This is a genomic window from Sandaracinobacter sp. T42 (assembly GCF_059115405.1).
On record NZ_CM181101.1, the window covers coordinates 1,259,060 to 1,271,599 of the forward strand.

Below are 12,540 nucleotides of genomic sequence, written 5' to 3' on the forward strand. Positions count from 1 at the left end.
CTCAGTCGGCGAGCCGCCGCCCGGATTCGTCATACCGTGCGGATGGCGGGGCCTCTGCCGGCGGCGCTTCGCCCTCTGCGCCCATGCGCAGCACGAAAGCCAGGATGGTGGCGACCGCGGCATACAGATCCGGGCGCACCAGCTGGCCAACCTTGCCGGTGAAATACAGCGCCCGGGCGACGGAGGGATAGGAAAGGATCGGCGTGCCCTGCGCGGCCGCCAGTTCGCGGATCACATCTGCCACGATACCCCGTCCGCGCGCGACGATCTGCGGGGCCTGATCCTGTTCGGGGCGGTAGCGCAGGGCAACGGCGAAATGGGTGGGGTTGGTCACGACGACGGCGGCTTCCGCCATGGTGGTTCGGCTGGCGCGGCGGATCGCATCCCGCCCGGCACGGCGGATGGCGGCCTTCATTTCCGGCGAGCCTTCCTGCTGCTTGTGCTCGTCACGGATATCCTGTTTCGACATGCGCAGCTTCTTCAGCCACTGGAGCAACTGAACCGGCAAATCGATTCCGGCGATGACGGCCAGGCCCGCACCCAGCCAGAGCAGCAGCAGCCCCGCCAGCCGGGCGGCCTGCCGCACTGCGGATTCGAGCGGCAGGGCGGACAGGCCGGCAAGCTGCTGTTGATGATCCCGCAGGAACCAGGCCGAAACGCCGAGCAGCAGACCGGCCTTCATCAGCGATTTTGCAAGTTCCATGAGCGCCCGCAGCCCGAACACGCGCTTCAGGCCCGCGACGGGGTTCATCCGCTCGGGCTTTGGCGCGAGCAGGCCGGGGACGAAGCCAACGCCACCGCTTGCGGCCTGTCCGACCGCGGCGGCCACCACCAGCAGCGCGCCAAGCAGGGCGACGGGCAGGATGAGCGGCGTCAGCATTTCCACAGCCCGCTCGACAGGGGCGAAGCTGCGCAGGTCTGCCGGAGACAGGGTGAGGGCCCCAGCAAGACCGGCGGACAGCCGGGACGTCAGGGTTTCGGCCTGCGACCACAGCCACAGGAAGCCCGCAAGCCCGGCGACGGCGGTTGCAAGATCGCGGGAGAGCAGGCGGTCGCCCTTGTCCAGCGCATCCTGTCGCCGGCGCGGGGTGGGGGCCTCTGTGCGGTTGTCTTCAGCCAAGCAGAAGGTCCGCCAGACGGCCCTGCGCGGCGACGATCATGCCCTGGAAGCTGGCGGCGAGCGCCGGCAGCGCCAGCGGCAGGGCGATCAGCCCGATCAGCAGCATGAGCGGAAAGCCGATGGAAAAGAGGTTCAGCTGCGGTGCGGACCGCGCCGCGACGCCGATGGCGAGGTTGACCAGCAAAAGGGTCGCGCCGACGGGCAGGGCGGCGATGAAGCCCGAGGCCAGCGCATAGCCGCCCCACGAGACGATGGCGGAAAGCCGCCCGGGTTCCAGCAGGGCCGCAGCCGTCGGCATGGCGGCATGGCTTCGCACGATGATGTCGAGGAACAACAGGTGGCCGCCGCCCGAAAGCAGCAGCGCCCACATCAGCAGCGCGAACAGGCCGGAAAGGACGGGGGCCTGCGGCAGCGAGGGATCGACGAGCTGGGCGAAGCCGAGGCCCATCGCCTGCGCGAGCCAGTCCCCGGCGGCCAGTGCGCCGGCAAAGGCGGCATGCAGCGCCAGCGCCGCCGCAAGGCCGATCAGCAGTTCGCCCGCGACGATCACAAGGCCCGCCGCGCCAAGGATGTCAGCGGGAGGCGGCGGCCCGTGCCCGCTGCCGATCACCAGCCAGCCGATGGCGCCCGACAAGCCGATGCGCACGCGCAGCGGAATCAGCTGGCCGCCGAGCGCGGGCAGCAAGGCGAGCGCCGCCCCCGTCCGCAGGCTGGCGAAGATCAGCTGGAACAGCAGAGGTTCTGCTGCGGGAAGATTCATCGGGCCATCAGCGGAATGGCGCCGACGGCCTCGCGCAGGAAATCGGCGAGAAGGCCGCCGATGACGCCGCCGAACAGCACAAGGGCGACGAACACGCCGATCAGCTTGGGAATGAAGCTGAGCGTCGCTTCCTGGATCGAGGTGGCGGCCTGCAAGAGGCCGACGACAAGCCCGATGGCCAGCGCGGGCAGCAGCGCGGGCAGCGTGGCGAGCACCAGCACCCAGGCCCCGCGCGCGGCGGTGTCGTACAGAAGGTCGGTGCCGGTCATGCGGGGGCTTTCATGTGGCGAAGCTGCGGGCAAGCGAGGCCGTGACGAGCGCCCAGCCATCCACGGCGACGAACAGCATCAGCTTGAAGGGGAGGGCGATCAGCACCGGCGAGACCATCATCATTCCCAGCGCCATCAGGACGGAAGCGACGACGAGATCGATGATCAGGAAGGGCAGGAACAGCAGGATTCCGATCTGGAACGCCGTTTTCAGTTCTGACGTGGCGAAGGCCGGCAGAAGGATCCGCATCGGCACGTCCGCCTCCGTGGAGAAGGGCGGCGCGTTCGCCAGACCGGCGAACAGGTCGAGATCGGTCGTGCGCGTATGCTGCAGCATGAAGCCGTGCAGGATGTCCCCCGCGCGGCCGATGGCCTGCTCGGCGGGCAGCTGGCTTGCCACGAAGGGTTGCAGCGCCTCGTCGTTGATGCGGTCCAGCCAGGGCTGCATCACGAAGAAGGTCAGGAACAGCGCGAGGCCGATCATCAGCTGGTTGGGCGGGGCCTGCTGCAACCCGATGGCCTGCCGCAGGATCGCCAATACCACCACGATCCGCACGAAGGCCGTCATCATCAGCAGCACCGACGGCAGCAGCGTCAGCAGCGTCATCAGCAGCAGCACCTGCAACGACAGCGAGAAGGCGGTGCCCTTCTCTCCGCCGGCCAGCGCGATCAGGCCGCCGACTGGCGAGCCGGAGCCGGCCGGCGGCGCAGGCGTGGCGGGCGACGGCACCGCCTGGGCGAGCGCGGGCGCTGCCGCGAGCAGCAGGGCGAGCAGGCCGGCAAGCAGCAGGAGTGCATCGCGGTGGCGGCGCGCGACGGTCAGGGTTCGCATGGCGTCTCCAGCGGTGTGGAAGGGTCGGCGGTGGCGATCAGGGCAATCGACGCGCCGGACTGGCCGATGAGGAGGTCGCGCCCGCCGAAGCGGACGACCGCCAGCCGCACACCGGGCCCGAGCGTGCGGCTGGCCCTGAGATCGAGCAGCGGCGCGGACTGCGGCATGCGGGACATTCGGGGCAGGCCGATCCAGCCGCGCTTCACTGCCCAGAGGGCGAGGGCCGCGGCGGCGCAGACCAGGGGCAGGGCGACCGCCAGGCGGAAGAGGAATTCCCCCAGCATCAGACGGACTCCGCGGACGCGTCCGCGATGTTGGTGAGGCGGACGCCGAACCTGTCCCCGATGGCGACAATCTCGCCATGTGCGAACAGCCGTCCGTTGACGAGAATTGCCACCGGCTCGCTCGTCAGCCGGTCGAGCGCCAGAAGCTGGCCCGGCTCCACCTCCATCAGCTGCCGGAGGGGGATGCGCAATTGGCCGACTTCCACCGTGAGCGTGAGTTCAAGGGCCGCAAGACCGGGCGGCACCGGCGGTTGTGGGGGCTCCCCCCGCCGGGCGGTTGGCGGGGGCTGTTCGGGCGCGGATGCCGGTGGGACAGCTTCCGTTGCGGGCAGGACGTCGTCCGCCAGGTCAGTTGCAAAATCCATGGTCAGGCGCACATGATCGGCATCCGGCGCGGGTTTCCCCGACAGCTGGCCCCTTGGCGGCAGCGCATTCATGAACCCGATCCTTCCGGCGGCAGGAGAGAGGCTGCCGGCAGGCGGGCGATGCGCCGGCCTCCGGCCAGAAGGTCGACTTCGTCCGGCCGGTCGAGCGGCAGGATGTCGCCCGCGCGCAGGCGGGCAAGGTCAGCAAGGCCGATGCGCCGTTCGGCAATGCGCAGCGCAACGGGCAGGTCGAGATCAAGGGCGCGTGCGCCGGCGCGCTGGCGCCAGCCGGACAGGTCCGGTGGGGGCGGCGGCGCGGTGCGGCGGGCAGGTTCCAACGCAACCGCCAGCGTGGCGGTCACACCCTCGATATCGAGATCGAGCTGGAAGGCCGGCTCGGTGGCGAGTGCCCTCGGCCTGTCCGGCAGGCGGGCGGGCGCCGCCGGGGCCGCGTTCGCAGCCGGAAGCGCGCGGATGAAGGCCTGGACCAGAATCCGGCAAAGGGTGGCCCAGGCGGCGGAGCCAGGCGGCAGGGCTTCCACGCCGGCCGGGCGCGGGGCGCCCTTGCCTGGGCGGGCGCCGAACAGCCGCTCGAGCAGAAGCGCCGCGCTGTCGGCCGGGGCGCCGAGGCCGATGGCGGCAAGATCAGCCGGCTGGGCGAGGGCGACCGATGCGAGGTGGAGAAGGGGGGCCTTTGACTTTGCCGGGCCGGTGTGGGCGGTGATCCGCGCCCCGACAAGGCGGGCGAGTTCAGGACCGAATGCAGCGGCGAGCGCGGACGTGTCCAGCGCGTCGGCAAGGGCGGGGGGCGGCGCTTCGGCGCCGATGCTGGGCCAGACAATGGCGCGGGCCATGGCGGCGGGCCTATTGCATCACGAAGCTGGTGAGGAAGACGTCATCGACGCCGGCGATCCCGCTTTTGCGCTGAAGCACGTCGTTGATCGACAGGCGCATCTTGCGGGTCAGCACGTCGCGCCCGCCGGGGCTGGCAAGATCCTCTTCCCGCGTATCGGCGAGGATGTCGAGAACGGCCGCGACGATCGCGACATGATGGCGCTTCACGGCTTCCGCGACGGGCGGGCCGCCCTGCGTGGAAATGGCGATCTTCACCTGAACGAAGCGGCCCGTATCCCTGAGGTTGGCTGTGAAGCTGTTGGGAATCTCCACATATTCCAGCGGGGCGACCTCGGGCTTCGGGGGTTTCGCTTCGCCCGCCTGCGGCACCAGCGTGGGCATGAACACGGCGCCGGCCGCACCCGCCGCCGCACCGCCCAGCAGCAGGATCAGCGGCAGCGCCAGCCGTTTGATCAGGCCCGGCCGGGCAGGTGTTTCAGGGGTGGCTTCAGCCATGGTCGGCGCTTTCGTTCGGATGGTCAGGCATAGCGGTCGATCGTGCGGGCGGCGGATGGGTCGGGCCCGGCAGGCGGGCGGAGGTTCGAGCCCTGGGGCGGCACCCGGGGGCGGGGAGGCGGATAGCCGCCATCCGAGCCGGGGCGGCTGCCGCGTTCGCCGGGCCGATCCCAGGGCGCGCCGGCCGGCTGGTCGCGGGGCGCTGCTTCGTCTGGGTTTGCGTCACGGGGCGCTGCTTCTGCGGGTATGAAGGCCTGCGCGTCGGCCGTGCCATCAACAGCGACAGGGTCCGCGCCGCCCGGCTGTCCGGGCGGGTTGGACCCGGCGTCGGCAGATGTCTCTGGCAGGGGGATGCCCAGCCGCGCCCCCGTGGCAGCCGCCCCGTCCTTGTCTGCCGCCCCGCCGCTGTCGGCCTGGATGATCGCCATGGCATCGGCCTCGCCCCCCGGGTTGCCGTTCGGATTGCCCATGTTCCCGCTGCCCGCATCGGGGCGGGAAAGGCCGGAACCGGCCCCTGCTTCGCCCGGCGCGGCACGAAGCTCCACAGCAATCAGATCCACTTCGGCACCGACACGGGCGAGATCGGCCCTGAGATCCGGCCGGGCGGCAGTCAGCCGGTCCCTGAGATCGGGCGACCCTGTGACCAGCGTGACCTGAAGCGCCTGTTCGCCGGGCGCGCTGATGCGGATGTCGGCTGGCGCGGGTGGCGGCGTCGTCGGGGCGGGCGGAGGGATTGCCTGCACGACGGCGTCCGCAGCCGCCGCGCCCCGGGCGGGTGGAGGTTGCGAGTGCGGCGTTTCCAGCCGCAATGGCGGCAATTGCGGCCCGGCCGGGGGCGCTGGCCTTGCCTGGGCGGACACTGGCGCGGCGGCCTGCGGCGCGGGCATATCCTCTGCGCCGGATGCGGGCTGCGCGGTGGCCAGCGGGGCCGGAGCAGGCGGCGCGCGCGTCGGTTTCGGCTGCACATGCCGCGCGCTGACAGTCGGCTGTCCTTCCTCTGTCGGCTGATGTTCCGACGCGGCGGGCGGCGCTTCGGGCGGAACCGGCATGTCCCGTGGTGGGCGGGCCACCTCATCGCCAGGATCGCCGCGGGGTGTTGGTTCATCGTCTGCCCCGGGGGATGGTGCGCCGACGGAATCCGGAACCTCTGCAGGGGCGGAGGGGGCCGCCGTATCCACAGGAAGCAGGAACGGGGGCAGTTGCGGGCCCGTCTGGCGCTGACGCTGCAGACGTGAGGGCGCAAGCGGCTGATCCACGACGGCCGGAAGGGCGGATGTCATGGCCGGGCCCTTCGCGCGGGGCGATCGGCCGCCCGTTCCGCTGCCCGTTCGCCGGTGTGGCGGCTTTCCGCCACCCGCTCGGCGATGTGGCCGCTGCGGGCACGGGCCTGTTCCGCTGTCCGCTGGGCGAGGGCCCTGCGCTGTGCAGCCGCGTCGACTTCCTGGCGGGCGGCCGCTCCGGCGGGCGTGAGCAATCCGCGAAGATGCGCCCCTGCAATCAGCCGATCAGCCGAGACGGACCCCACGGGCGAGGCGCTGTCCGCCACCAGTGCCAGCACCCGGTTGCGCCGCGCGGCTGCGGCCGCCTCCGCCGCGATGGCGCGGCCCAGTTCGCGAAGCGCCACTGCCTCTCGCACGCGGGCGGCGCCCAGCAGGCGGTTCAGCCTGTGCTGTCGGATCCGGTCCGGCGTCATGCCGCGCCCCAGCCTGCGACCAGCGCCGCGACGGAGTCATCGAACGGCAGCGGATCGCCGCCGGGCTGGGCGAGGAACGCCTCCATCTCGGCACGGCGGGCAAGCGCGCGATCGAGCAGCGGATCATGGCCGGGGGCATAGGCGCCCATCGCGACCAGATCCTGGTTGGCTTCTGCCAGCGCATGGTCACGGCGGAAGGCGGCGGCCGCCGCCCGCTGCGCCGGAGCGATGCAGGCCGACATGGTGCGGCTGAGCGAATGGCCGAGGTCGATCGCCGGAAAGCGCCCGCGCGCCGCGATCGCGCGGGACAGGATCACATGGCCGTCGAGCACGCCGCGCGCGGTATCCACCACCGGATCGGCAACCGTATCGTCACCGTCCGCCAGCACGGTCGCAATCAGCGTGATCGCGCCGCCACTCGCCGCATCATTGCCGGCCCGCTCCACAAGCCGGGGCAGAAGCGCCAGCGCGGACGGCGGATAGCCGCGCGCACCGGCTGGCTCACCCAGGGAAAGGCCGATTTCGCGCTGGGCATGGGCAACCCGGGTGAGGCTGTCGACGAGGAGGAGGACATGCCGCCCTTCCGCGCGCAGCGCTTCCGCCGAAGCGAAGGCACACAGGCAGCCGCGCAACCGGGCCGGCGCTGCGGCATCCGCCGGAACGGCGACGATGTGCGTGCGGGACAGGGCCTCTGGCGGCAGGGTGTCGCGGAAGCCGGCGATCTCCCGGCCACGCTCGCCGATCAGGCCGACGACGACGCAATCGGCCGCCGCGCCGCGCACAAGCTGGTGGAGCAGGGTGGATTTGCCGACTCCGCTGCCCGCCATCAGGCCGACGCGCTGGCCGCGCCCCAATGTCAGCAGGGCATCCAAGGCGCGAACGCCGGTGGGGAACGGCTGGCTGACATCGGCGCGGTCGAGCGGCGGAAGCGGCCGCCCCGCCAGCGGCCAGCGCCCCTTTGTGCGGATGGGGCCAAGGCCGTCCAGCGGCTCGCCCAGCGCGCCGGTCACGCGGCCCAGAAGGGCCGGTCCGGCGGGAGTGTCGCCTGCGGGGACCTGAAGCCAGACAGGGTTGCCGGGGGCCACGGGCGCTTCGTCCAGCACCATCATCAGAAGCCGTCCGTTCCGGAATCCGATTGCTTCGCAGCCCACGGGGCCGGCCGGGCCTTCGGCGCACAGCAGCGCGCCCACAGGGGCGTCCGGCCCATCCGAGGACAGAAGCAGGCCTTCGGCGGTGCGGATGCGCCCGCCTGGCTGTGCGGCGGGCCGGGCCGGGCCAATACCCGCGCGGGCGGCTTTCAGCGCGGCAGTCAGCAAGATGCCAGGGCTGGCAGGCGCGGGCGTCATTCGGGCGCCCCCTGCCGCGCCCTGAGTGCTTCGAGCCGGAGCGCTTCGAGCCGGAGCGAGAGGCCCGCACGCGCAAGCGCCGGGCCGGCTTCCACCCGGATGGTGCCGCTGCCAAGCGCGGGATCGGCCTGAACGCGCCACCCGGCCGAGGGCGCGAAGCCGGGCAGATCCTGCGGGGCCAGGTGGATCGTCCCCGCCTCGCCAGCGGGCAGGGCGGCGATTGCCTCTGCGACGAGGGCGCGCAGCGTGTCTGCCGGGAAGGGCGGTTCGGCATCGAGCAACTGGCGGACGATGGCATGGGCCAGTTCGGCAAGGCTGTCCGCGAACTGTCTGTCGAGCGCGGCCAGCAGATCGCGGGTCAGCTGCTCCTGCCTGGCAAGGGCCTCGTCGGCCTGTGCGATCACCTTTGCATGCCGATCTTCCGCCGCTGCGAGGCGCGCCTGCCATTCGCTGTCCGCCTCGGCGCGGGCGCGGGCTTCGGCCTCTGCCAGGCGGTCATCCTCCTGGGGGGTGGGCAGGATGACAGGCAGGGCGGCGGACGAAGGCCGCAGCAGCCGCGCCAGGGGAACGGGCTGCGCGTCAGACATAGGCGGGCCCCTTGCCCGGCAGGCTGATCGTCCCCTCCGCTGCCAGGCGGCGGGCGGCGGCTGCGATCGCCTTCTGTGCAGTCGCCGCCTCGTCCAGTTTCACCGGGCCGCGATTGTCCAGTTCGTCGCGCAGGGCTTCGGCAGCGCGCTGGGGCATGGCGGACAGAAGCTGGTCGCGCAACGCAGGCGGTGCGGCGCGGAGCGCGGGAACCAGCTGTTCGCTGTCCACGGCGCGCAGCAGGGTCTGAAGGGTTCGGGCGTCAAGCCGGGCGAGATCGGCGAAGGTGAACAGGGTTTCGCTGAGCAGGTCTGCCGCGCCCTTGTCGACGGTCGAGAGTGCTTCCAGTGCCCGGCTTTCATCCAGACCGGCGAGGTTGATGAGATCGGCCGCGCGCTGCATTCCGCCCAGATCCGAGAGCGGCTGGCGCGGGCGGGCCGCCGCGATGCGTTCGGACAGGGCGGCGTCAAGCGCTTCCGCGACGGCAGGCATCACGGGGCCGAGCGTGGCAATCCGGCGAACCAGATCGGGGTGCCGTTCGGCCGGCAACCGGGCCAGCACCGGCGCCGCCCGTTCGGCGGGAAGGCTGGCTAGGACGAAGGCCTGCACCTGCGGATTTTCGGGCTCCAGCAGCGTCGCGATGGCCCAGGGCTCCTGCCAGGCGAGCTGTTCGAACAGCGGCGCGCGGGCCTCCTCGCCCAGCCGTTCCAGGATGCCGCCGGCGCGCTCGTCGCCCAGCGCGCGGCCCAGCAGATCCCGCACCGTCGGCGCGCCTTCGCCGACGGCGACGATCTCGCGCGCGGCATCCAGCACTTCGCCCAGGACCTGGTCGATGGTATGGGGCGAGGCGTCCGCGACGTTCAGCATCGCGCGGCCGATCTGCTCGACTTCGTGCGGCTCCAGCCGGGCCAGCAGGCCGGCGGCCTCCGGCTCGTCCAGCAGCAGCAGCAGCAGGGCGGTCTTGTCCGCGCCGCTCAGCATCAGGCGGCGCCGCCAGAGAGCAGCCGGCGTGCCACGGCCGTTGCCCGGGCGCTGTCGGTGCTGGCCAGAAGCCGGGCTTCGGCGAGCTTCTGGCTGTAATCGGGAAGGGCGGCCGGCTGTTGTGGAAGGATTGTGACCGCATCGGCCTGTGCGGCTTCCGCGGCATCCGATCGGGCCATCGCACGGCGGACGATCGGGCGGATCACGAAGCCCAGCAGAGCGACTGCGACAAGTGCGACGGCCAGCCATCTGGCGCTTTCCGCCACGACCGGTTCCTTCCACAGGGGCAGGCTGGCGTCGGCGGCGGGTGCAAAGCTGCTGGCGGAAACGGCGATGCGGTCGCCGCGCCGCTGGTCGTAGCCGACGGCCCCTTCGACGAGGTTGCGCAGTTCGGCCAGTCGTCTGGCGCGTCCGGCCGGCGGGCCCAGCGCTTCGGCGCGGATGGCGACGGCGGCCGTCAGGCGCCGGATGTCGCCACCCGCGCGGCTCGTGACTTCGACGGAGCGGCCCAATTCATAGTTGCGGGTCGAGGATTCGGTGCCGGTCGTCTGCACCGTCGGGCCCGTGGCAGCCGGGGGTGGCGTGGCGGAAACGGTGGGCGCCGACGGAATCGTGTTGCTGAGCGCGCCGGGGATGCCGATGGCGCGCGGCTCCGACGATGTCGCGCGGCTGACCTGTTCGGATCGCAGTGCGCCTTCGCGGTCAAACCGCTCAAGGGCTTCCTCCCGCGCGGCGAAGTCGAGTTCGATCCGGACCTGCGCCGACAGATTTTCCGGGCCCACGACAGGCCCCAGAAGTTCCAGGATCGACTGCCGGATCCGGGCCTCCTGCTCGGCCTGGAGCTTCAGGCGGCGATCATCCGCCTGCAGCCGGCCGCGGCCCGGTTCGCCCGCCAGCAGGCGGCCGGTCTGGTCGGCGATGGCGACATTGTCGGGCGAGAGGCCGGGGACGGCGCCAGCCACCAGATGGACGACGGCGCGGGCCTGCGATTCGGCCAGAACGCGCCCGGCGGCGTGCGTGACCGTGACGGACGCCGTGACGGGGGCCCGATCCCGCAGGAAGGGCGAGGGTTCCGGCCGGGCGATCAGCACGCGCGCCGCCTGCACGCCATCCAGGCTTTCGATGGCGGCGGCGAGTTCGCGTTCCTGTGCCGATTTCAGCCGGGCGGATTCCAGCGCACGCGACGTGCCCAGCGGGATGTCCGCCATCAGGTCAGCGCCCCCCGGTGCCGCCTTCGGCAGGCCTTGCGCGGCAAGCAGCATCCGCGCGCGGGCATGGTCCTGTTCCGGCAGCAGCACCGCGCCGGTTCGGGGATCCAGCGCCACGGACAGGCCGGCATCCTCCAGCGCGGTGACGACGGCGGCCTTGTCCGCTTCGGGCAGCTGGCCGAAGACAGGGCTGCGGGCCGGTTCGGCGAACAGCAGCCATCCCCCCAGCAGCAGGCCGGCAAGGGCGGTGGCGCCGACCGGCCAGCCGAAGCGGGCGAAGACCGGGTTCTGCCGCAGGTTCTGCAGCGGGCCGTCGAGCGCGGCCGGAAGCGCGGCGCGCATGGGCGTGGGGAGCGGATCCTCTGCCATGCTACACCGGCATGTTCATGATGTCGCGATAGGCCGACAGCAGGCGGTTGCGGGCCTGCAACGTCGCTTCGAAGGCGATGGAGGCCTTCTGGCGGCTGAGCATGACAGCCGCAATGTCCTGCGTGTCCCCCCGTTCCCAGGCGGCCGCGTCCGCGCTGCCCTGCGATTGCAGCCGGTCCACGGCCTTCAGCGCATCCTGCATGGCGGACCCGAAGGCGGCCGGGCCGTCGGGCTTCGCTGCGGCCGGTGCGGAAATTGCCCCGAGCGACTGGCTTTTCTGCAGGATCTCGGCACGGAGCTGCAGCACGCCGGACAGGCCGATGGGCTGGATGCTCATGCGGGAACCCGTGCGATCGTTCGGGGCCTGCCGGCCTGGGCGGCGAGCTTGTAACGCAGTGTGCGTTCCGAAATGCCCAGCCGCCGCGCGGCTTCCCGCCGCCTGCCGCCGGTTTCGGCCAGTGCGCTGGCGAGCATGTCCGCTTCGTGCCGGCGCAGCTGACCGGGCAGCGCTGTGGAAGCGGCGGTTGCGGGGTGGGGGAGCTCCAGATGGGCGTCTGTCAGCGGGCCGCCCGCGGCGAGGATCCGGGCGCGTTCCAGCCGGTTGCCCAGTTCGCGGACATTGCCCGGCCAGCCGTGGCGCAGCAGCGTAGTCAGTGCGGCTTCGGACAGCCGGACCTCGCAGCCGCGCAGCATGCGTGCCGCGAGCGGCAGGATATCAGCCGGGCGCTGTGCCAGTGGCGCGAGCGCCAGCGGAAAGACCGAGAGCCGCCAGAAGAGATCCTCGCGGAACCGCCCGGCGGCGGCTTCGGCGGATAGATCGCGGTTGGTGGCGGCGATCAGCCGGGCCTCGAACGGGACGCTGACGCTGGCCCCCAGGGGCAGGACTTCGCGCGCTTCGATGGCGCGCAGCAGCTTGGCCTGCAATGCGAACGGCAGTTCCCCGATCTCGTCGAGGAAAAGCGTGCCGCGCCCCGCCGCGCGGAACAGGCCGGGCGCTGCCCTGTCGGCGCCGGTGAAGGCCCCGCGCTCATGCCCGAACAGCAGGCTTTCCAGCATGGCGTCCGGAAGGGCGGCGCAGTTGAGCGCCAGGAACGGCTGATCGGCCCGGTCGCTTTCGGCGTGCAAAAAGCGGGCGATCACGTCCTTTCCCGCCCCTGACGGGCCGGTGACAAGGATGGTGGCGCTTGAGCGGGCGGCCTGGCTGGCAAGGGCGAGAAGCCGGCGGCTGAGCGGATCGACCGCGACCGGCCCTTCGGATGCGGAGTCTGCAAGAAGGGCTTCGAACTGGCGGGCGAGAAGCCCCTGTCGGGTTGCGGGTTCCAACATTTGTCTGCGCCGTCCTGCTTTCTGTCCTGTCAGCCCTTGTGGGCGGGCCTGG

16 protein-coding genes are annotated in these 12,540 nt (G+C 71.9%); all 16 read right to left on the bottom strand.

Features of this window, described 5'->3' with window-relative positions; translation table 11 throughout:
* Position 1 precedes the first annotated feature (1 nt).
* Genes ACW9TV_RS06035 through ACW9TV_RS06110 form a run of 16 tightly spaced genes read right to left on the bottom strand, consistent with a single transcriptional unit; the run spans position 2 to position 12,488 of the window.
* Entirely contained in the window at positions 2–1,120 is a 1,119-nt protein-coding gene (locus ACW9TV_RS06035) for an EscU/YscU/HrcU family type III secretion system export apparatus switch protein (protein ID WP_494304946.1), read from the bottom strand.
* Positions 1,113–1,880: a flagellar biosynthetic protein FliR gene (locus ACW9TV_RS06040; protein ID WP_494304947.1), complete on the bottom strand. Its 768-nt coding sequence runs from the start codon at positions 1,878–1,880 to the stop codon at positions 1,113–1,115. The genes ACW9TV_RS06035 and ACW9TV_RS06040 overlap by 8 nt, the downstream gene beginning before the upstream one ends.
* On the bottom strand, positions 1,877–2,149 hold the full coding sequence (locus ACW9TV_RS06045) for a flagellar biosynthetic protein FliQ (protein ID WP_494304948.1): 273 nt from the start codon (positions 2,147–2,149) through the stop codon (positions 1,877–1,879). The genes ACW9TV_RS06040 and ACW9TV_RS06045 overlap by 4 nt, the downstream gene beginning before the upstream one ends.
* A gap of 10 nt (positions 2,150–2,159) precedes the next feature.
* The gene (gene fliP, locus ACW9TV_RS06050; protein ID WP_494304949.1) at positions 2,160–2,981 is read right to left on the bottom strand and encodes a flagellar type III secretion system pore protein FliP; all 822 of its coding nucleotides are present in this window, start codon (positions 2,979–2,981) and stop codon (positions 2,160–2,162) included.
* A complete protein-coding gene (locus ACW9TV_RS06055; RefSeq protein WP_494304950.1) occupies positions 2,969–3,265 on the bottom strand; it encodes a flagellar biosynthetic protein FliO in 297 nt (98 codons plus the stop codon). The genes fliP and ACW9TV_RS06055 overlap by 13 nt, the downstream gene beginning before the upstream one ends.
* The gene (locus tag ACW9TV_RS06060) at positions 3,265–3,702 is read right to left on the bottom strand and encodes a FliM/FliN family flagellar motor switch protein (RefSeq protein ID WP_494304951.1); all 438 of its coding nucleotides are present in this window, start codon (positions 3,700–3,702) and stop codon (positions 3,265–3,267) included. The genes ACW9TV_RS06055 and ACW9TV_RS06060 overlap by 1 nt, the downstream gene beginning before the upstream one ends.
* Positions 3,699–4,484 (bottom strand): FliM/FliN family flagellar motor switch protein, encoded by a 786-nt coding sequence (locus ACW9TV_RS06065; protein WP_494304952.1) that lies wholly within the window; start codon positions 4,482–4,484, stop codon positions 3,699–3,701. The genes ACW9TV_RS06060 and ACW9TV_RS06065 overlap by 4 nt, the downstream gene beginning before the upstream one ends.
* Positions 4,485–4,494: 10 nt before the next feature.
* On the bottom strand, positions 4,495–4,980 hold the full coding sequence (locus ACW9TV_RS06070) for a flagellar basal body-associated FliL family protein (protein WP_494304953.1): 486 nt from the start codon (positions 4,978–4,980) through the stop codon (positions 4,495–4,497).
* Positions 4,981–5,003: 23 nt separating this feature from the next.
* Positions 5,004–6,260 carry a hypothetical protein gene (locus tag ACW9TV_RS06075; RefSeq protein ID WP_494304954.1) on the bottom strand — a complete coding sequence of 419 codons (1,257 nt, stop codon included), beginning with the start codon at positions 6,258–6,260 and terminating at the stop codon, positions 5,004–5,006.
* Entirely contained in the window at positions 6,257–6,673 is a 417-nt protein-coding gene (locus ACW9TV_RS06080) for a hypothetical protein (protein ID WP_494304955.1), read from the bottom strand. Before ACW9TV_RS06080 ends, ACW9TV_RS06075 begins: the two co-directional genes overlap by 4 nt.
* Entirely contained in the window at positions 6,670–8,019 is a 1,350-nt protein-coding gene (locus tag ACW9TV_RS06085; RefSeq protein ID WP_494304956.1) for a FliI/YscN family ATPase, read from the bottom strand. Before ACW9TV_RS06085 ends, ACW9TV_RS06080 begins: the two co-directional genes overlap by 4 nt.
* Complete coding sequence (locus ACW9TV_RS06090) at positions 8,016–8,606, bottom strand: FliH/SctL family protein (protein ID WP_494304957.1); 591 nt, start codon at positions 8,604–8,606, stop codon at positions 8,016–8,018. The genes ACW9TV_RS06085 and ACW9TV_RS06090 overlap by 4 nt, the downstream gene beginning before the upstream one ends.
* The gene (locus tag ACW9TV_RS06095) at positions 8,599–9,585 is read right to left on the bottom strand and encodes a flagellar motor switch protein FliG (RefSeq protein ID WP_494304958.1); all 987 of its coding nucleotides are present in this window, start codon (positions 9,583–9,585) and stop codon (positions 8,599–8,601) included. Before ACW9TV_RS06095 ends, ACW9TV_RS06090 begins: the two co-directional genes overlap by 8 nt.
* On the bottom strand, positions 9,585–11,162 hold the full coding sequence (gene fliF, locus ACW9TV_RS06100; protein WP_494304959.1) for a flagellar basal-body MS-ring/collar protein FliF: 1,578 nt from the start codon (positions 11,160–11,162) through the stop codon (positions 9,585–9,587). Before fliF ends, ACW9TV_RS06095 begins: the two co-directional genes overlap by 1 nt.
* A 1-nt stretch (position 11,163) precedes the next feature.
* Positions 11,164–11,499, bottom strand: coding sequence for a flagellar hook-basal body complex protein FliE (fliE, locus tag ACW9TV_RS06105; RefSeq protein WP_494304960.1), 336 nt, complete (start codon positions 11,497–11,499; stop codon positions 11,164–11,166).
* A complete protein-coding gene (locus ACW9TV_RS06110; RefSeq protein WP_494304961.1) occupies positions 11,496–12,488 on the bottom strand; it encodes a sigma 54-interacting transcriptional regulator in 993 nt (330 codons plus the stop codon). The genes fliE and ACW9TV_RS06110 overlap by 4 nt, the downstream gene beginning before the upstream one ends.
* Positions 12,489–12,540: the final 52 nt, after the last annotated feature.